The sequence below is a fragment of the Petralouisia muris genome (assembly GCF_004793545.1).
GTDB classification, from domain to species: domain Bacteria; phylum Bacillota; class Clostridia; order Lachnospirales; family Lachnospiraceae; genus Petralouisia; species Petralouisia muris.
On record NZ_SRYA01000082.1, the window covers coordinates 1 to 19,379 of the forward strand.

General features: G+C 53.1%; 17 protein-coding genes and 4 pseudogenes. All 21 read left to right on the forward strand.

The annotated features are described in order from the left end of the window. Window positions 1-449, forward strand: a 449-nt coding sequence (locus E5329_RS24065; protein WP_275443682.1) for a DUF6017 domain-containing protein, incomplete at its 5' end; no start/stop codon positions are given. Window positions 450-521: 72 nt separating this feature from the next. Continuing rightward, a complete protein-coding gene (locus E5329_RS24070; protein ID WP_135991837.1) occupies window positions 522-1,505 on the forward strand; it encodes a DUF3991 domain-containing protein in 984 nt (327 codons plus the stop codon). Window positions 1,506-1,521: 16 nt separating this feature from the next. Further along, a complete protein-coding gene (locus E5329_RS24075) occupies window positions 1,522-1,806 on the forward strand; it encodes a helix-turn-helix domain-containing protein (RefSeq protein WP_135991838.1) in 285 nt (94 codons plus the stop codon). Continuing rightward, a complete protein-coding gene (locus E5329_RS24080; RefSeq protein ID WP_275443683.1) occupies window positions 1,807-2,721 on the forward strand; it encodes a hypothetical protein in 915 nt (304 codons plus the stop codon). Between the two features lie 26 nt (window positions 2,722-2,747). Further along, window positions 2,748-4,772 (forward strand): LPD1 domain-containing protein, encoded by a 2,025-nt coding sequence (locus tag E5329_RS24085; RefSeq protein WP_135991839.1) that lies wholly within the window; start codon window positions 2,748-2,750, stop codon window positions 4,770-4,772. Window positions 4,773-4,776: 4 nt separating this feature from the next. Continuing rightward, a complete protein-coding gene (locus E5329_RS24090) occupies window positions 4,777-5,610 on the forward strand; it encodes a hypothetical protein (RefSeq protein WP_330572328.1) in 834 nt (277 codons plus the stop codon). A gap of 2 nt (window positions 5,611-5,612) precedes the next feature. Continuing rightward, entirely contained in the window at window positions 5,613-6,710 is a 1,098-nt protein-coding gene (locus tag E5329_RS24095; RefSeq protein ID WP_275443686.1) for a DUF3846 domain-containing protein, read from the forward strand. A 6-nt stretch (window positions 6,711-6,716) separates the two neighbouring features. Further along, window positions 6,717-7,517, forward strand: coding sequence for a hypothetical protein (locus tag E5329_RS24100; RefSeq protein ID WP_135991842.1), 801 nt, complete (start codon window positions 6,717-6,719; stop codon window positions 7,515-7,517). A gap of 52 nt (window positions 7,518-7,569) precedes the next feature. Next, window positions 7,570-8,040, forward strand: coding sequence for a PcfB family protein (locus tag E5329_RS24105; protein ID WP_135991843.1), 471 nt, complete (start codon window positions 7,570-7,572; stop codon window positions 8,038-8,040). Next, window positions 8,037-9,218 (forward strand): annotated as a pseudogene (locus E5329_RS24110) (type IV secretory system conjugative DNA transfer family protein); the annotation flags it as partial. The gene E5329_RS24105 and the pseudogene E5329_RS24110, both read left to right, overlap by 4 nt. 593 nt (window positions 9,219-9,811) lie before the next feature. Then, window positions 9,812-11,608 (forward strand): reverse transcriptase/maturase family protein, encoded by a 1,797-nt coding sequence (locus E5329_RS24115; RefSeq protein ID WP_135991844.1) that lies wholly within the window; start codon window positions 9,812-9,814, stop codon window positions 11,606-11,608. A 117-nt stretch (window positions 11,609-11,725) separates the two neighbouring features. Next, window positions 11,726-12,391, forward strand: a pseudogene (locus E5329_RS24120) (type IV secretory system conjugative DNA transfer family protein); the annotation flags it as partial. 241 nt (window positions 12,392-12,632) lie between these two features. After that, a pseudogene (locus E5329_RS24125) lies at window positions 12,633-12,767 on the forward strand (Maff2 family mobile element protein); the annotation flags it as partial. After that, entirely contained in the window at window positions 12,733-13,119 is a 387-nt protein-coding gene (locus E5329_RS24130) for a hypothetical protein (RefSeq protein ID WP_275443684.1), read from the forward strand. The pseudogene E5329_RS24125 and the gene E5329_RS24130, both read left to right, overlap by 35 nt. Before the next feature lie 44 nt (window positions 13,120-13,163). Continuing rightward, the gene (locus E5329_RS31020; RefSeq protein ID WP_121708447.1) at window positions 13,164-13,244 is read left to right on the forward strand and encodes a Maff2 family mobile element protein; all 81 of its coding nucleotides are present in this window, start codon (window positions 13,164-13,166) and stop codon (window positions 13,242-13,244) included. Window positions 13,245-13,250: 6 nt separating this feature from the next. After that, window positions 13,251-14,114, forward strand: coding sequence for a VirB6/TrbL-like conjugal transfer protein, CD1112 family (locus tag E5329_RS24140; RefSeq protein ID WP_135991845.1), 864 nt, complete (start codon window positions 13,251-13,253; stop codon window positions 14,112-14,114). Window positions 14,115-14,156: 42 nt separating this feature from the next. After that, window positions 14,157-14,600, forward strand: a complete 444-nt coding sequence (locus tag E5329_RS24145) for a SpoVG family protein (protein ID WP_016289158.1) — start codon at window positions 14,157-14,159, stop codon at window positions 14,598-14,600. Further along, a complete protein-coding gene (locus E5329_RS24150) occupies window positions 14,600-15,157 on the forward strand; it encodes an MT-A70 family methyltransferase (RefSeq protein WP_135991846.1) in 558 nt (185 codons plus the stop codon). Before E5329_RS24145 ends, E5329_RS24150 begins: the two co-directional genes overlap by 1 nt. Window positions 15,158-15,185: 28 nt before the next feature. Beyond that, window positions 15,186-15,620: a PrgI family protein gene (locus tag E5329_RS24155; RefSeq protein WP_135991847.1), complete on the forward strand. Its 435-nt coding sequence runs from the start codon at window positions 15,186-15,188 to the stop codon at window positions 15,618-15,620. Beyond that, window positions 15,520-17,994, forward strand: coding sequence for a VirB4-like conjugal transfer ATPase, CD1110 family (locus E5329_RS24160; RefSeq protein WP_275443685.1), 2,475 nt, complete (start codon window positions 15,520-15,522; stop codon window positions 17,992-17,994). Before E5329_RS24155 ends, E5329_RS24160 begins: the two co-directional genes overlap by 101 nt. Before the next feature lie 40 nt (window positions 17,995-18,034). Beyond that, window positions 18,035-19,379, forward strand: a pseudogene (locus E5329_RS24165) (peptidase); the annotation flags it as partial.

Sequence of the window (19,379 nt, forward strand, 5' to 3'; positions counted from 1 at the left end):
CTAAAAAATCAAAAACGGATATATCAAGGACCCATCAATCAATCTATCCGGCAGAGCCGGAGGCGGCAGGCCGCCCGGATAGGATGGATCGGATAGAGCTGACAGACGCCTACCGCGAGATCATTAAAGAAAATATTGAGTATGACTGTATGGTTTCCCGTTATGGGAAAGAACGCTTAGACGAGACTATGGAGCTTATGCTTGAAGTGGTTTTGTCCAAGCGCCCATATATCCGTATTGCCGGGGATGATTTTCCCAGGGAGGTGGTAAAGGGCCGTTTTCTGAAGATCAATTCCGGCCACCTGGAGTATGTCTTTGACTGTATTGACAAGAACACCACAAAAGTCGGGAATATCAAGGCATACCTGCTGGCAGCGCTGTATAATGCCCCGGCAACAATGGACAGTTATTACCGTGCCGAGGTCAATCACGATCTATACGGCTGTTAGGCGCTTTCGGGCGTCTTTTTTCATCACAGAAAGGAGGCGGGGCACGATGAAAAGAAATTCTGTGCCGGCACTATGCCCGGCGTAAGCAAAGAGCAGATTCAGGCGGCGAGGGAGGCGGACCTGTTTGCTTACCTGCAGTTCCATGAGCCTGGGGTGCTGAAACGGGACGGGCCCAATTACCGCCACAAGGAACATGACAGCCTGGTTTATGTGACCGGGAAAAGGTATTGGTACTGGAACAGCCGGGGCCGGAGTATCAACGCCCTGGATTATCTGATCCAGATTCGGGGCTACGGGCTGGTGGATGCGGTCCATATGCTGGTAGGCGGGGAAATCCGGCAGACGCCGGCCTATCGGAGTACAACAGCAACAGACCGTGTGCATAAGGAACCGGAGAAGAAAACATTTTCCCTCCCCTGGGCCAGACGGTGCGCCACTTCTGCCGTTTCTTATTTGCAGCGGCGCGGGATCAGCTCTGATGTGATCAGCCGGTGTTTCCGGGACGGGCTGTTCTATGAGGCGCGGTATCATGGCGAGCCGGTCTGTGTGTTTGTGGGAAAGGATGAAGCCGGCAAAGCAAAGTTTGCCTGTATGCGGAGCATTGCCGGCAGCCTTAGGAAAGATGTTTACGGCAGCGACAAGGAATACAGCTTCTGCTATCCACCCCGGAATCCGGGCAGCCGGCATGTTGCAGTGTTTGAGGCGCCCATTGACGCCCTCTCCCATGCCACGCTGCAGGAGTTAGAAGGCTGGAAATGGGACGGCTACCGGCTGTCCCTGGGCGGCACTTCCCATGTGGCGCTGATTGCATTTTTGAAACGCCACCCGGAAATCCGGCGCGTCAGCCTCTACATGGACAACGACCTTGGCGGCCTTAAAAATGCCAGGAGGATCAAGGCAATGCTCCATGAAGATCAGCGGTTCAGACATATCCGGGTGGGAATCAACCCACCCCGCACAGGGAAGGACTACAACGAAATGCTGCTCAATGTTGCAGAACAGATGAAAGGCCATCAACAACAATGCCGCCAGAAACAGGCGGCTATTTCAATTTGACAGGAGGATTTTAGAAATGATGAACATAGAGAACACGGCTTTACAGATGATCGCCGAAGCTGCCCGGTGCCCGGACTATGGCCCCGATATGGTTAAGGCACTGATGAAAAAGCTGGATATGAACGAGAAAGGCTTTGCGCTCCTGATGAATGTCGCCCCTTCCACGGTCCGGCTCTGGACCAGCGGTGCCGCTCAGCCATGCGGAACGGCCAAGCGGCTCATGCAGATTTACGAGACCGGGCCGGAGATTGTCGGCAAGATTGCAGGAGGGCAGCCGCCGGCAGATGGGGGGAATCTTTAAATGGCACAGGTCACAATGAAAGATGATGCGCTTCCACAGATTCACTTAGTCCGCGATACGGATTTAGGCGTATTTGCCTATGAGCTCCATATCCTCGCCGGGGATTTCCTGCGGGAAAGTGAATTCAACCTGCACACATTGGCAGCCAACACCGGGCCGGATTCTATCGCTGTCATGGGGAAAAAACATATGTGGCTATCGGATGCGCTGCTTGCCTACTGTCCTTCGGCGGAGCTTTACCGGATGGCCGCCATGACAGAATACCCCGCCGCCAGGGCTTTCCTGTTCCACACGGAACGAAGGGAGGACGGGCGCCCGTATGGGGATGTCCTGATGATGGACCTTGACACGCTGCGGCAGGACATAGAAAGAAATACCCTCTACCCTTACGGCGTCAGCATGGAATACCGGGACGGCACGAAGGCGGAGGCAGGAATTGAAAAATGGGAATCAATGGAGCCGTGCGAAAAGGACGCCCTGAAAACCTGGCGCTACCTCTATGCGCCGGAGCAGGTGACGGAATGGCAGTACCGCTATTCTAACCGGTTTAGCCAATGGAAGGAGCAGGCATTTTCCTATATGCCCCAGGATTTGGAGGAACGCCTGAATGTGGAGTATATGGAGGAGGCGCAGAACCCGGACACAGATATGTACCGCATACCCCTGGGGACAGCCAAACAGTTGCTTCTTGACGGGGCCCCGGTCTACCGCCTCCTGCCCGGAAGATCGGAGAAAGTCGCGCCTGTTGCGGCTGTCCGGGCGGGCCTCTGGTATGAGAATTACCGGGAGTTTGCCGTTACCCCGGAGGACCTGGGCGCACTTGACCGGCTGGTCCGCAGGGAGACGGACCGGCTCATGGGAATACATACGCAACTTAATAAAATACAGGGACGCCGCCCATCCCCGGAGCGGTGATTTTTTATGACTGGAGGTGATACTGGTTGGCTGACAATATACAGCATGAAGATTTTGGGGAAAAGATCGGCGGTGCAAAAAAAGATTTATGGAAGGACCGGGGGCTCTATGTGAACGATCTGGACGCCATGAATGAGCGTGAAGCCGAGAAATTCGTAAAAAAAGATAATATCTGGAAGAAACCGGATTATACGGCCATGCTTGATGACGGGATTCCCCTTGGCGTGGTCTATTTTATCAAAAAGGCGAGGGACGGGCTGAATGCCTCCCCGCAGTATTACCGCAGGGACGACACGCCGGAAAAGCGCTTTGCAAGACAAAAAGAATATATCCAGACGGTACGGGAGCTGCAAAGCGCGGTCTCGGAGGTGCGCACCGTGGAGGACGCAATGAAGGCCTATGACCGTTTCTTTGTGGAAAACGGATATCTGGAACAGGTGCAGGGCTGGGGCAGCGGCATCCATTACCAGGCGACGGAAAAGGGCCGGGAGAACCCGGCCATTACAAACAAGCTGTCCAATGCCCTGATGATCCGCTCTGCCGGGTATTTTGAGCGTAACTTCACACAGAAAGCGCAGAAAGAACAGTTCGGCGTTTCCAAAGACCAGAAGGTGCCGAAGGGCTATGCGATCCATTTCAACGACGGGAAGAATACTTATTCCAAAAATAATGACTGGAAACCTGATACTTATTATGTGACGAAGGGCTATTCCATCTTGCAGACAAACTTTGAATCGCGGGAGGCTGCCCTGAAATGGGTGCAGGAACTTGCAAAAGGCCGCAGCAAAAGCGGAAAGACGCGGTTTGTGCCTCCCCAGCTTTCCCATGTGCGGCGGACCGGGCCAGATTACCGCAGCGGCATGGAGATTACCGGGCAGCACTACCTTGATACCTTCGGATTCCGCGGCGGCGAATTTGGAAACTGGATGAACCAGAATGACCGGCAGGCTTCCCTCAACATGGGCTTTGAGGCGCTGAAGGATCTGGCGTCGGCCTTGCAGATCAGTGATAAAGATATTGCCTATCAGGGAACGCTTGCTATCGCTTTCGGCGCCAGGGGCAGCGGGAACGCGGCGGCCCACTATGAACCGCTTCGCAAGGTTATCAATCTCACGAAGATGCACGGGGCCGGCTCTTTGGCCCATGAATGGTGGCACGGGTTTGACGATTACCTGGGGACCAAGATGGGCGCAAAGGGGATGCTCTCGGAACAGCCCCGCCTCTATGCGCCGTTCCAGAAGCTGATTGATACCATGAAATATAAGCCGGAGACACCGGAGCAGGCGGCAGCCCGTACCGAAGCGCAGACAGAGCGTACCCGGAAAAATGCGGCAGGCTGGCTGGATTCTGCGGTGCTCGGTTCCCTGAAACGGCATGGCAGTGAGGAACAGATGGAAACCTACGCGGTTCTCAGGGAGGCGTTTCTGTCCGGCGAGGCCGGTTCCGTGGAACAGATCAGCGCTTTCAAGAAGTCTGTCACCGGGCGGGTGATCCCCAAAAGTGAGCGGGAACGGCTGGAAATATTCGAGCACATGCTGTCCGGGATGCAGGCACAGGAGGCACCGCAGATCGGGCGGGTGGAAACCGATTTTTACCGGAATTCCGTGCGCATGGGTAAGGAGTGCGAAAAGGACGGCGGCTATTGGGACAGCAATACGGAAATGACCGCCAGGGCTTTTGCCTGTTACATTAAGGATAAGCTGCCTTACAGTTCCGATTATCTGGCGGGCCATGCAGACTGCGCCGTTACCTTCGTGACAGAAAAAAGCGGAGAAATGTCAGTCCTGAAAGCCTTCCCGGAGGGTGAGGAACGGCGGGCTATCAATGCCGTGTTTGACGAGATCGTGGCAGACCTGAAACGGGAGCAGATACTTACCCATTCGGAGGTGACACTGCCGTTGCCGGCGCGGCCACTGGCGGAGAGTGAACAGATTTCCATATTTACGGCGGACCGGCCTTCGGTCATGGCGCAGCTTGCAGCGGCGAAACCGGCAGAAAAAACTCCCCCGGCTCAGGCAGCTCCGAAAAAGAGCCATACGCCGGAGATTTAAGGAGGTGGAAAGATTGGAGGAAAACAAAGATTACCGGGTGCACCGCTCCGGGGACCTGTCGGAAGGCTACAAGCTCCGGGTAGAACATACAGTATCATGTGAGAACATGGATATTTCACCGTTGATTGCACAGGGTGCAGAAACGATACAGACCATACGCCAGGACAGCATTGAAGGAGAAAAGAAAGCCTATGACATCGTGGTGGCGGCAGCAAAGCAATGGGAACAGCAGGCGGCGGTCACGCAGCGGCTTGACCGGGCGCTGGCATACTTACGCACCCCGGAGGTAAAGCATACCGGGAACAGTTGGCAGCCCTTTTCCAACAACAATGGCTGGATGGAGATCAGCAACCGGGTTTATAAGATGTTCTGCCGGATCAGGGAAGATACCAGATATGACAGGGAAATAAAGCAGAGTGTCCCGGTTGCCTGGTATGTGACCTGGGATTTGTATTTGAATTCACCCAGGGAGGGCTACAGCATCCATCTTGCAGGACAGGACAAGAAACGCTACACGGACAAGGCCGCCGCCGAGAAGTATCTGGATGGGAGAAAGAAAGCCTATTCCCATCTGTTCGCGGAGATTTCACCGCCCATTCCGAAAGAGCATGAGAACTGTTTTACGGTCAATGGCGTGCTTCTCCCCGGATATACAGTGGAGGGCCGGGAACCGGTAAAACCAGACCATGCCGCCGAAGTTTCGGAGAGCGCCATTCCTGCGCCCGGAAAAGAGGAAAAGCCCTCCGTGCTGGGAAAGCTGTCTGCGTCGAGGGCACAGGAAAAGGCTGCGGCAGAGGCGAAGGCGCCAACGAAAAGGAAGGAGGATATGCAGATTTGAAAGTGTTGATGATAGAGCCGGGGAAAGCGCCTTATGAGGCCGAGCTGGACGGGAGCCTCAAATCCATGCAGGAGGCAGTCGGGGGCGGCATAGAGGGCTACTACCCTTATGCGGAGCCTGTCGCGATTGTCTGCAATGATGAAGGGAAAATAAACGGGCTGCCCCTGAACAGGGCAATCTACAACCTGGACGGCGAGATGATCGAGATCATGGCAGGCACCTTTTTCATAGCCGGTCTCGGCGAGGAAAGTTTTGCCGACCTTCCTGATTATTTCATGGAGCAGTATAAGGAACAGTTCAAATACCCGGAGAAATTTTACCGGCTGGCGGGTGAGATCGTTGCGGTGAAGCAGCCCCTCCCGCCGGAGGAAAAACAGCAGCCGGCCCCTGCCATGGAGGAACCGGGCAGGGATGACATAAGGCTTGACGAATCCACGGACCTGGCTTTCGACCTGGATGAATTTTTCAGGCAGAACAGCGGGGCCTATGCAGGCCTGTACCCGGATTCCCATGCGGAAAAAGAGCGCATGGCGGACGAGCTGCTTTCAGGAGATACCGGGAAAATCCGCATGAGGCTGGCGGCATTTGAACATGAGGAACACATGGAGGGAGAAACGGTGCCGCTTCTGGAGCGTATTTCTTCCTATGAAAAAGAATATGGGATCAGCGCTTATTCCATTTACCAGCTTGACTTATCGGACAATGCAGACAACCTCCGTTTTATGTCCCTGGACTGGCTGGAAAGCAAGGGGCTCTCCGTGAGCCGGGACAATTACCGGATGGTCTATGCCATGCAGCGGGAACCGGGCGAAACGCTGGAGGATATTTACAGGCGCTTCAATATCGACCACCCGGAAGATTTTAAGGGCCATTCCCTTTCCGTTTCTGATGTGGTAGTCCTGCATGGGAATGGCACAGACACCGCTTATTACGTGGACAGTATCGGCTTTAAGGAGCTGCCGGGTTTCTTTGGCACAGGGACGCCGGAGGCGAAGCGGGATGTTTCCGTGCGGGAACAGCTTGACAATGCAAGGAAACAGGCGGAGCAGGCAGGGGCGAAAGCGCCGGATAAAAAGCCCAGGGAACCGGAAAGGAGTTGATGGCTTATGCTGATGGCAGTCGAGGGACCGTATGCGCTGATGGTGCAGCCGGACGACATTTTAATCTCTCCCCGTGAGGTAGACGGGCATTTTGGGACAATGGCCTGCTTCCATCCCCGCTACGCGCTGGGTGACAGCCACAATTACATGGATAAAGACGATTTCCTGCGGGAGATGTATTTAGATACCGTGGGGCATGATGAAGCGGGCCTGAAACGCTATGAACACATGGTAAACATTGTGAGCAGCCGGTTCCGGCACGGGCCAAAGACGGAGGAACGGGCGGTTGATGACGCCATGCTGAAGGTGATCTCCGAAAAATACATTACGCTGCCCCTCTATCTGATGGACCACAGCGGCCTTGCCATGCAGACCGCAAGTTTCAATGACCCCTGGGACAGCGGGCAGGTCGGATGGATTTATGTTTCCAAAGAGGATGCGCTAAAGGAATTTGGCGGCGAAAAAATGACCGGCGCTATTCGGAAAAGGGCGGAGGACCTGATGCGCAGCGAAGTGGCCGCTTACGATTCCTACCTGCGGGGCGAGTGCTACGGCTTTGAGCTTTACAAAAACGGCGAGCTGTCGGATAGCTGCTGGGGATTCATGGGCGGCCTGGAGGATGCCTGTAAGGATATGGCTGCATATCTCCCGGAGGGCTGCAGGGATATGGTGGCTCATTTAGAGGAACAGGACCACCCGGCCACCATCATTAAGACGCTTCTGAAACATGCGAAAATCCAGGTGGATCAGGCGGCAAAAGCCTTTGAGCACGCACCCCGCCAGCAGGTGATCGGGGACGCCCGGTAAGACAGTTGTTTCCCATTTATAATTACAGATTTTATCAGGAAGGAGGATGCTTATGCAGGAAGATTTGGAACAGAGGACCGTATCGGTCTCCATCCAGGCGGCGAAGCTGTCCGGGCGGGTGCTGCGCTCCGCGGTTGCCGCCGTGCTCCAAAAGATGGAGCAGGAACGCACTACCCCGAAAGTCGGCAGGAACAGCATGAAACGGCTGACCTATAGGGACCCCGGTGCGAATACCATTGAAGTCTCCGGCAGAATCCGCTCCTTTGAGCGGTACGCCAGGAAACACCAGGTACGCTACCATATTGAAAAAGAGCTGGGGACCGATCCCCCAAAGTGGACGGTCTATTTCAAAGCGAACCAGGCGGACGCGCTGACAGCGGCCTTTAAGGAATATACCCAAAAAGACCTTGCCCGGAGCACCAGGCCGTCCCTGCTCTCCCAGCTTCATAAATTCAAGGAGCTGGCGCAGGCTCTGGGCCGTGACCGGGTAAAGAACAAGGAACACGGAGGGCCGGAACGATGAAGATAGACACGGATGCCTTAAAAAAGCAGGTGATCCTCCACCTGCCCTATCTTTTGTTCCTTCTGGTATTTGCGAAGCTGGGCGAGGCGGTGCGCCTTGCCCCCGGAACGGACGCCTCACAGAAACTCTTAGGGCTTGCCGATGGCTTTACACTTGCCTTTCAGAGCATGTGGCCGGGTGCGGCGATGGACTGGCTTGCCGGCCTCTGCGGTGCCGCCGTAGTGAGGCTGGCGGTATATGTGAAGGGAAAAAATGCAAAAAAGTACCGCAAAGATGTGGAGTACGGCTCTGCACGGTGGGGGAACAAAACAGACATTGCCCCTTTTATGGACCCGAAACCGGAAAACAACATTATCCTGACGCAGACCGAGGGGCTTATGATGTCCGGCAGGCCGAAGAATCCGGCCCATGCCCGCAATAAAAATGTGCTGGTAGTCGGCGGTTCCGGCTCCGGCAAGACGAGATTTTTTATAAAACCCAACCTCATGCAGCTCCATAGTTCGTATGTCGTCACCGATCCGAAAGGTACGGTCCTGATCGAAGTGGGAAAGCTGCTAAGCCGCGGCACGCCGAAACTCGATAAGGACGGAAAACCGGTCAAGGGAAAGAATGGAAAAACCGTATATGAGCCTTATAAGATTAAGGTATTCAATACGATCAATTTTTCAAAAAGTATGCACTATAACCCTTTTGCCTACATTCACAACGAGAAGGATATTCTGAAACTGGTAACGGTGCTGATTGCCAATACCAAAGGGGAAGGAAAATCCGGCGACGATTTTTGGGTCAAGGCCGAGACCCTGCTGTATACGGCGCTGATCGGCTATATCTATTATGAGGCCCCGACAAACGAGCAGAATTTTTCCACCCTGGTAGAAATGATAAACGCTATGGAGGTCCGGGAGGATGACGAGACTTTCAAAAATGCGGTGGATTTGCTGTTTGACGCGCTGGAGCAGAAGGACCCGGACCACTTCGCCCTACGCCAGTATAAGAAATATAAATTAGCGGCGGGCAAGACAGCGAAAAGCATACTTATTAGCTGCGGCGCCAGATTGGCGCCATTCGATATTAAGGAGGTCCGGGAGATCACCATGTATGACGAGCTGGAGCTTGACCTGGTCGGGGACAGGAAAACGGCGCTGTTCTTTATCATCAGCGATACGGATGCGACGTTCGTGCGCCCAGATAGGGCATTTTGTATTGCAGATTATTGGTACTGTTCCACATGATAACGTGGGAGGTCGCCTGCCTGACCGAAAGGCGAAAGCTGACACGGGAACACAGCACGGCAGGGAAGCGGTAAGTTGCCCAAAGGCAATCGGGCACGACTGAGCCGCAAGACCAAGTGGATATGAGGTTTAAGTTGGATTTACTGAATGTGAGTTTCAAGTTTCTGTTGCGTCCAGACGGAGGAAAGTGCCTGTAACCTCTGACGTGTGGCGTTTGCTACTTGAACGTTAGTAAACGGTTATCACAATCACACGTGACAAGCAGGAGAACCTGTATTAACGAAACGAAAGCAGAGCCGACAATCCACATTTACCAAGGCAGAGTGCTAACTGGGGATACCCTAAACAGGAATGCCATGAACTGGCTATGGCGCAGAGCCTGAATATCCTGCATGGGTACGGAACGCCCGTAGTAGTCCGAGAACCCTGAACTGACAGGGATAGCCGTAAAACCGGAAGCGGTAACGCCGCTCACATGGCGAAGGGGCGTAGTCAATGCGTACTAGAATCAAAAATTGATTAGGGAGGAAAACCTCATAATGAAACCAACAATGGAGATTTTAGCAAGAATCAATAAGAACTCAAACCGTAACAAAGAAGAAGTATTCACCAAGTTATACCGTTACCTGTTGCGTCCTGACATCTATTATGAAGCGTACAGGAATCTGTATGCCAATAATGGAGCGGCAACAAAAGGGGTAAACCATGACACAGCAGATGGTTTCAGCGAAACAAAAATCGCAAAAATCATAAAATCGCTGGCAGATGAAACCTATCAGCCTAAGCCGGTACGCCGAACTTACATTGAAAAGTCAAACAGTAAAAAGAAGCGGCCGCTTGGGATACCCACATTCACAGACAAGCTGGTACAGGAAGCCCTTAGAATGGTACTGCAAGCCGTATATGAACCTGTTTTTCTAAACTGCTCACACGGATTCAGACCAAACAGAAGCTGCCATACTGCCCTGACTGAATTAAAAAAAGAATTTACCGGGGCAAGGTGGTTCGTTGAGGGTGACATTAAAGGCTGTTTTGATAACATTAACCACACTGTATTAGCAAGCCTGATTAACAGTAAAATCAAGGACACACGGCTGATTAAGCTGATACACAAGTTTATGAAAGCGGGATATATGGAAGATTGGCGCTACTATGGTACATACAGCGGAACTCCACAGGGCGGGATTATCTCACCGATACTCGCCAATATTTATCTTCATGAGCTGGATAAATTTGTGATGAAGCTAAAAGCTGATTTCGATGTTTATGAAGAAAAAAACTACACGCCGGAATACCGGGCATTGTTAAGCAAACAGACGGTAGCCCGAAGGCACATCAACGAATCAAGCGGTGAGGAACGGCAGAACTGGATTAATGAATACAAACGTATCCATAAACTGGTGCTGAAAACTCCTGCTAAATCGCAGACCGATAAGAAAATCAAATATATACGGTATGCGGACGATTTTTTAGTCGGTGTGAATGGAAACCGTGAAGACTGTATGGAAATCAAGCGAAAACTTGCCGAGTTTATCGGACAGGCACTGAAAATGGAATTAAGTGATGAAAAGACGCTTATTACCCACAGCAATAATTATGCATGCTTCCTTGGCTATGACATTCGTGTAAGGCGTGACGCAAAAGTAAAGCGTGTCGGCAAAATGAAACACGCTAAACGTACAATGAGCAACAAAGTTGAACTTGTGGTTCCTCTTTCGGATAAAATCCACAAATTTATCTTTTCAAAAGGCATCGCAATACAGGAACTTAATGGAAATTTACGTCCAGTCCACCGGGCGGAACTATTGCATCTTTCAGACCTTGAAATAGTGTCAAGCTATAACAGCGAGTTGCGGGGGATATGCAATTACTACAGTCTGGCGAGCAATTTCAACAGATTATGCTATCTGGCATACCTGATGGAATATAGCTGCTTGCGAACCCTTGCCAATAAGCATAGAAGTTCTGTACCTAAAATGATAAGAAAGTTTAAGGACGGCAAAGGCGAATGGGGTATCCCATATGAAACAAAGCAGGGGCTGAAAAGATGTTATTTTGCCAAATATGCTGACAGTAAAAACGTGAAGAACCCTACCGATAGAATTACCTATGCAACGCAGATATACAGAATGTCGGTAAATACGTTTGAAAAGCGACTAAAGGCACACACTTGTGAATTGTGTGGCACAACCGAAAGTGACTGCTATGAGGTTCATCACATCAACAAACTCAAAAATCTGAAAGGAAAAGAGGATTGGGAGCGTGCGATGATAGCCAAACGGCGAAAAACTCTTGTAGTATGCAAACAGTGCCATATCAAGATTCACAACCAATGAGTTTTTTATTGACCAAGCAAAGACGGAGCCGTGTACAGCGAGAGTTGTAAGCACGGTTCTGAGGGGGGACTGTGCAGACCTACCCTAGAAATACGGCAAGGCGGCACTTTCCTACCCTACAATTTCCTTGTCAGCATGGCCTATACGCAGTTGTTCAATCTACTGTGCGAGCGTGCCGATGACAGGTACGGCGGCAGGCTGCCGGTACATGTGCGGTGCCTGATCGACGAGGCCGCCAATATCGGGCAGATTCCGAACCTGGAAAAGCTGATGGCGACGATCCGTTCCAGGGAGATTTCAGCCTGCCTGGTATTGCAGGCGCAGAGCCAGCTAAAGGCGCTCTATAAGGACAACATGGACACCATCATCGGGAATTGTGACGCTTCCCTTTTCCTGGGAGGCAAGGAGGAAACCACGCTGAAAAGCTGGAATTCCCTGCTGGGAAAAGAGACCATCGATATGTATAACACCAGCGTCACCAAAGGAAATCAGGAATCCCACGGACAGAATTTTCAGAAATTGGGAAAGGATTTGATGTCGGTGGACGAGCTGGCCGTGATGGACGGCGGGAAATGCCTCCTGCAGATTAGGGGCGTCCGGCCCTTCCTCTCCCGCAAGTACGATATTACGAAACACCCGAATTATAAATACCTGTCGGATTATGCCCCTAAAAATGCTTTTGACATTGAAAGATTCCTCTCAACCAGGCTGCCCGTCAGCCCTGGGGAGCTGTACCGCAATTATGAGGTCACGGCGGAGGATTTGGAGGCGCCGGCTGTATGATGATGTAGCTGCCTGTTAAAGTCTCTGGCTTTGGCGGGCTTTTTCTTTTCACCGGAAGGAGGTTCTATTGAGGATTCGCGCCCCTCCCTGACAACTGTATACCTTTCCAGGATGCTCCTGGACTATGCCGCCCCTGTGCTTTATGCAGATTTTCTTAAAGCACAGGGGCGTTTTTTCGTTTCCGGCCAGATACGGCCATACCACAAAACCAACATTTCTCAAATTAAAGGAGGACAACTTTATGGCTTTTTTTGCAAGTGCGATTGATACTTTGAAAATTCTGGTGATTGCTCTGGGTGCCGGCCTCGGCGCATGGGGCGTCATCAACCTTCTGGAGGGTTATGGCAATGACAATCCCGGAGCCAAGTCGCAGGGGTAAGCTACGCCCTCCACGGACAAGTAATTGCCGTGCAGCGTATGGTGGAAGTCCATACGGCAACAGGCTGAATTGCTGGGAACCCCTAAAGCCGTGCGTACCAAAACATGGGGATGAAACATGCCCGGATGTGACGGTGGCGAAAGCGGAAAAAAACGCACGGATGGCGCAGGGTGCGAACCTAAACGCCGGGACAATGGGCGATCAGCAGCCAAGCCCCGAACAGGGGAAGGTTCAACGACTATCCTTTACAGGAGTAGGGCCGAGCGGCCCGAAGCAGCCTGCCCCGCTCCATGCGGGTGAAGATATAGTCTGCGCCCATGTGAAAGCATGGGGTGTCCGCTTCTTTTGAAGTGGGGCCGCACCGGGGCAGCGACCCGGTGTGAACAAAAACGGATGAAACAGCTTATGGCTGGCGGAGGTATTGCGCTGGTGGGTGCCACGCTGATCCCGCTGCTCTCCGGCCTGTTCGGTTAATAGCCGATGGGCAGTCTGTTTGAATGGATAACAGACTGGATTAAAGAGGGCTTGATTGAAGCGATCACAGGACAATACACCGGTATCTTTGAGTCCGTCAACAGCCAGGTCTCGGATGTGGCCTCACAGGTAGGCCAGACACCGCAGGGGTGGAATGGCGGCGTGTTCAGCATGATCCAGAATCTTTCTGAAACCGTCGTCATTCCCATTGCGGGAATCATCCTGACTTTTGTTCTTGTCTATGAACTGATCCAGATGATCCTGGAAAAGAACAACATGCACGATTTTGATACGTTCAACATCTTCAAGTGGATTTTCAAAACCTTTGTTGCCACATACCTGCTCACCAACTGCTTTACTATCGTCATGGCGGTGTTTGACGTCGCCCAGCATGTGGTGAATCAAAGTTCCGGCGTGATAAACGGGAGCATGGATGTTACCGCCGCGCTGGCCGACCTGGAAACGCAGCTTGAAGCAATGGGGATGTGGGAACTGATCGGCCTGTGGCTGGAGACCAACATTATCAACCTGTGCATGTGGGTGTTGTCCATCGTGATCTTTGTCATTGTGTATGGCCGCATGATTGAAATATATCTCACGGTCAGCCTGGCACCCATACCGTTTTCCACAATGGCAAACCGTGAATGGGGGCAGATGGGGACGAATTACCTGCGTTCCCTGTTTGCTTTGGGTTTCCAGGGGTTTTTGATTATGGTCTGCGTCGCGATCTATGCGGTGCTGGTCCAGTCAATCCCTTCTTCCGGCGACATCCACGGCGCGATCTGGGGCACGGCAGGCTATACGGTCCTGCTGGCCTTTGCCCTGTTTAAGACAGGCTCGCTATCCAAAAGTATTTTTAACTCGCATTAGTGTGTAACCGACCTATTTTAACAAGAAGGAGGATTTTTCTATATGAGTAAGACCAACCATGAAACCATGCAGCCGGAGGCCCAGGCGGGCGAGGGTTTGAAGCTGGATGTAACGGTACGCCCGATTGCCCCGATGGGGAACCTTCTGGCTTTCGCCAATGTGACGATTGGGGACTGTTTCAAGATCGACGGCTTCCGTATCTGCTCCGGCGAGAACGGCCTGTATGTCAATATGCCCTCCACCCAGGATAAGCAGGGAAAATGGAGGGATGTCTGCTGGCCGGTGACGGCGGATTTCCGCAGGCAGCTTAATGACGCCCTGATCGGAGGGTACGGCCAGGCGATTGAAAACCTGCAGGCCACCCTTGAAGCGACAAAGGGGGCGGCGGAGAAGCCTTCCCTGACCGGCGCGCTGAAAGAAAATGCCGGCAAGGTCAAGACGCCCCCGGCAAAATCCGCCCCGGCCAAGAATGAGCAGGCCCGGTAATGGCGGAGGCCGGAAAATATGGCATCGTGTACGCGGACCCGCCCTGGCGCTATGATATGAAACGCGGCAACGGGGTGGCTGAAAACCACTACCCTACCATGAGCATGGACGATATATGCGCGCTGCCGGTTGCAGACCTTGCGGCCAAAGACAGTGCGCTTTTCCTATGGGCAACCTTCCCACAGCTTAACGAGGCGTTCCGGGTGATCGAAGCATGGGGGTTCAAATATAAGACGCTGGCCTTCCTCTGGCTCAAACAGAACCGGAAAGCGGATTCCTGGTTTTACGGGATGGGGTTCTGGACCCGGAGCAACGCCGAGGTATGCCTTCTGGCGACACGCGGGCGCCCGAAACGCCAGTGCGCGGGAATCCACCAGTTTGTGGTCTCCCATATTGAGCAGCACAGTAAGAAACCGGATGAGGTACGGGATAAGATCGTAAGGCTCATGGGCGACCAGCCCAGGGTAGAACTTTTTGCGAGGCAGCAGACCCCCGGCTGGGATGTGTGGGGCAATGAAGTGGAATCCACAATCACGATGCAGGAACGGAATAAGTGATATACAGCATGAATGGAGGTGAATTTACATGCCCTATGTACCTGTACCCAAAGACTTAACGAAAGTCAAGACCAAGCTGGCGTTCAACCTGACGAAGCGTCAGCTTATTTGTTTCAGCCTGGCCGCGCTGGTGGGGCTGCCGATATATTTCCTTACCCGCGGCGCTGTCGGCAATTCGGCGGCGGTGCTGATGATGATCGGGATTATGATGCCCTTTTTCTTTTTCGCCATGTATGAGCGGGACGGGCAGTCGGCGGAGAAACTTCTGAAAAACAGGCTCCGCTATAAGCTCTGGCCGAAGAAACGGCCATACCGGACGGAAAATTTGTATAAATCCATGTCAGAGAAGGAGGTTACGAGGATTGCCAAAAACCAGACAGCAGGAAGCCCAGGAAAAACGTCTGCAAAGAAACATCAGGCAGGCAAAAAAGGCCAGGGCCGACGCAAAGACAAGCGGAAATAAGACTGTCCGCACCAGGCCGCCTAAAAAGGGCGGCTTTTTTGCCGGGCTGAAAACGGACGCCCCGCAGACGGTCCAGCAGAGTATTCCCTATAAGGAAATGTACCGGGATGGAATCTGCCGGCTGACGGATAAGCTCTACACCAAAACGGTGCAGTTTTTTGATATTAACTACCAGCTTGCACAGGCGGATGATAAAGCGCAGATTTTTGAGGGCTACTGTGATTTTCTCAATTATTTTGACGCTTCGATCCATGTGCAGCTTACCTTCATCAACCAGCGTGCAAATATGCAGGATTTCGCCCGCAGTATCGACATCCCCATCCGCGGCGACGAATATGACGGAATCCGCAGGGAGTATGGGGATATGTTAAAGGGCCAGCTCCAAAAAGGCAACAACGGCCTTACCAAGCGGAAATATATCACTTTCGGCATTGAGGCCGACGACCTTCGCACCGCGAAGATGCGCCTGGAGCGGATCGAGGCCGATGTGCTGGCGAATTTCAAAGCCCTGGGAGCGCATGCAAAGCCACTTAATGGGCTGGAACGCCTGGAGGTTCTTCACAGCCAGCTCCACCCGGACGGGCAGGAAAAGTTTCATTTTACCTGGGCGGACCTGCCGAAAACCGGGCTTTCCACAAAGGATTTTATTTCGCCCTCCGGCCTGTCGTTCTCAAATGACGGAAAGACTTTCCGGGTAGCCGACCATTTCGGGGCGGTGTCTTTTTTGCAGATTTTAGCGCCGGAGCTGACGGACCGGCTGCTGGCGGAGCTGCTTGACCTGGACGATGCCGTGACAGTAAACCTGCATATCCAGTCTATCGACCAGGCCCAGGCGATCAAGAACATCAAGCGCAAGATGTCCGATCTGCAGAAAATGACCATTGAGGAACAGAAAAAAGCGGTCCGCGCCGGGTATGACATGGACATCATACCTACGGACCTTGCCACCTACGGCGAAGAAGCAAAGAATCTTTTACAGGATTTGCAGAGCCGGAATGAGCGCATGTTTCTTGTGACGGTGCTGGTGGAGAATATCGCTCACAAACGGCAGAAGCTGTTCAATGACATCCTTTCTGCTTCCGGTATTGCGCAGAAATATAACTGTGCCCTGAAACGTCTGGACTTCCAGCAGGAACAAGGCCTTATGTCCTCTCTTGCCTTAGGGTTGAACCAGATTGAGATTGAGCGTGGACTTACGACCAGCAGCACCGCCATTTTCGTGCCGTTCACGACCTGCGAGCTGTTCCAGGAGGGCGAGGCGCTTTATTATGGCCTGAACGCTTTAAGCAACAACCTGATCATGGCGAACCGCAAGAACTTAAAGAACCCCAACGGCCTGTTCTTAGGCACGCCGGGCAGCGGCAAGTCTTTCTCGGCAAAGCGTGAGATCGTCAATGTGTTCCTTTTAACGGAGGATGACATCATCATTGCAGACCCGGAAAATGAGTACGGGCCTTTAGTACAGCAGTTCGGCGCCCAGGGGCAGGTCATTGACATTTCCCCGACTTCCACCAACTATATCAATCCGATGGACATTAACCTGGACTATTCGGATGATGAAAACCCCATCACGCTGAAAAGCGATTTTATCCTGTCCCTGTGCGACCTGGTGATTGGCGGCAAGGAGGGGCTTTCCCCGATTGAGAGGACCATTATTGACCGCTGTACAAGGCTGGTGTACCGGGATTATCTGCAGGACCCGCGCCCGGAGAATATGCCGGTCCTGGGAGACCTGTACGGGCTGCTTTTGAAACAGTCCGAGCCGGAGGCGCAGAATATCGCCACGGCGCTGGAAATCTACGTCAACGGCTCCCTGAATGTATTCAATCACAGGTCCAACATTGATATGAACAACCACCGGGTACTCTGCTTCCAGTTAAAGTCTCTGGGCAAGGCCCTGAAAGAGATCGGCCTTTTGATTATGCAGGATGCCGTGTGGAACCGTGTCACGGCCAACCGCTCCAAGCATAAGACGACCTGGTTCTATGTTGACGAATTCCATCTCCTTCTGAAAGGCCAGACCGGAAGTTTCAGCGTGGAAATCTGGAAACGGTTCAGGAAATGGGGCGGCATACCGAGCGGCCTGACGCAGAACGTGAAGGACCTGCTGGCCTCCCGTGAGATCGAGAATATCTTTGAGAACTCGGATTTTATCTACATGCTGAACCAGGCCCAGGGGGACCGGCAGATTCTGGCGAAGCAGCTGGGGATTTCCCCGCACCAGCTTTCCTATGTGACCCATTCCGGCCCCGGCGAGGGGCTTCTGTTCTTCGGGAATGTGATTATCCCCTTTGTCGATCATTTTCCGAAGGATACCCTGCTGTACAGCGTACTTACAACACGGCCTGATGAAGTGGCGGGGACGAAGGCATGAGGAAACAAAAATACCCTGAAAGCGATTGGAGGTGAGGACAATGGCGCGTGACAGGAATTTTCAGAGGAAACAGAAAGATGCCCGGATGCCGGCGCGGGATTCCCACGGGGAGGACCGCATGGCGGCCCGGCAGGGAGAGCCGGATTATGACCTGCGCCGGGCAAGGGACGCCCCTTCTTCCGGCACTTCAAGGAACCGCAGGCAGGCGGCGCCGGTGCAGACGGAAACTTATGGATCAGATATATTTGCCGGTTGCGAAAACAGTGATACGGCAGCACAGGATTCTCCTATTCAGGTTTTTCCCGGACAGGAACCAACCGGATCAGAGCCATACGCACCGGAAACCGGGCCAAAGGATTCCGGGCGGGGCAGCCAGGCACAGGGCAATGCCGTTTTCCGGGATTCCCGGCAGGAGGAACCCAGACAGGCGGATTTCAGTCAGGGGAGCCCAGGGAGGCGCAATGCTGCTTACCAGAATTTCAAGCAGGAAGAACCCAGACAAGCAGATTTCAGCCAGGAGAGCCCAGGGAGACGCAATGCCGCTTACCAGAATTTCAGGCAGGAAGAACCCAGACAAGCAGATTTCAGCCAGGAGAGCCCAGGGAGGCGCAATGCCGCTTACCAGAATTTCAGGCAGGAAGAATCCCCACAGGAGAATTCCAGACAGACAGCTTTTGCAGAACACGGTCCGAAAGGTACGGATTCCCGGTATGGGAAACTATTTCAGGAAAACGCCGGGGCACAGAAGGGGGAAGAAAAATCCGGCCAGGCAGGACGCCGGAACCGGACACGGCAGCATGGCAATAAATACCAGCAGCGCTTCCGGGAGACGGCACAGGCCGGGGAACAGGCGGCGCAGGCAGAAGGAACCGCCGGGGACGGGCCGAAAAAAACTTCCAAGCTGGAATTTACCGCTGACGAGCTCCCGCCGGAGACGGCGGATAAGAAGCTCACGAAAGCCCGACGGAAGGCAGAACGGACAGCGGAAAAACTGGAACAGGCGGAAAACCGCCTTCCTGCCCGCCGTAAGCTGCGGATGGAAACATCTTCTGATCCCGATACGGGCAAGGCCAAAAAGCGCCTGAAATTTGAAAAGGAGGTGAAATCCCAGCGGGCCCATGTCAAGGGTCCCGTTCCGATGCGCCCGGTAAAGGCCGGCGCAAATATGGCGGTGGGTTACGCCCATAAAAAGATTTATCAGGCAGAGAATGAAAATGTCGGCATTAAAGCGGCCCACCGCACCGAGCTTGTAAGCGAATCGGGGCTACGCATGGCATATCACAGGCATAAGACGGCGCCGTACCGCAGGGTGGCAAAATTACAGCAGAGATCAGCCAGGGCCAATGCCCGGCTTGCCTACCGGCAGACCTTGCATGACAGCCCGG

Coding starts and splice junctions, on each gene's coding strand:
- E5329_RS24070 (WP_135991837.1), top strand. CDS start 522: ATGCCCGGCGTAAGCAAAGAGCAGATTCAGGCGGCGAGGGAGGCGGAC.
- E5329_RS24075 (WP_135991838.1), top strand. CDS start 1,522: ATGATGAACATAGAGAACACGGCTTTACAGATGATCGCCGAAGCTGCC.
- E5329_RS24080 (WP_275443683.1), top strand. CDS start 1,807: ATGGCACAGGTCACAATGAAAGATGATGCGCTTCCACAGATTCACTTA.
- E5329_RS24100 (WP_135991842.1), top strand. CDS start 6,717: ATGCTGATGGCAGTCGAGGGACCGTATGCGCTGATGGTGCAGCCGGAC.
- E5329_RS24105 (WP_135991843.1), top strand. CDS start 7,570: ATGCAGGAAGATTTGGAACAGAGGACCGTATCGGTCTCCATCCAGGCG.
- E5329_RS24115 (WP_135991844.1), top strand. CDS start 9,812: ATGAAACCAACAATGGAGATTTTAGCAAGAATCAATAAGAACTCAAAC.
- E5329_RS24130 (WP_275443684.1), top strand. CDS start 12,733: ATGGCAATGACAATCCCGGAGCCAAGTCGCAGGGGTAAGCTACGCCCT.
- E5329_RS31020 (WP_121708447.1), top strand. CDS start 13,164: ATGAAACAGCTTATGGCTGGCGGAGGTATTGCGCTGGTGGGTGCCACG.
- E5329_RS24140 (WP_135991845.1), top strand. CDS start 13,251: ATGGGCAGTCTGTTTGAATGGATAACAGACTGGATTAAAGAGGGCTTG.
- E5329_RS24145 (WP_016289158.1), top strand. CDS start 14,157: ATGAGTAAGACCAACCATGAAACCATGCAGCCGGAGGCCCAGGCGGGC.
- E5329_RS24150 (WP_135991846.1), top strand. CDS start 14,600: ATGGCGGAGGCCGGAAAATATGGCATCGTGTACGCGGACCCGCCCTGG.
- E5329_RS24155 (WP_135991847.1), top strand. CDS start 15,186: ATGCCCTATGTACCTGTACCCAAAGACTTAACGAAAGTCAAGACCAAG.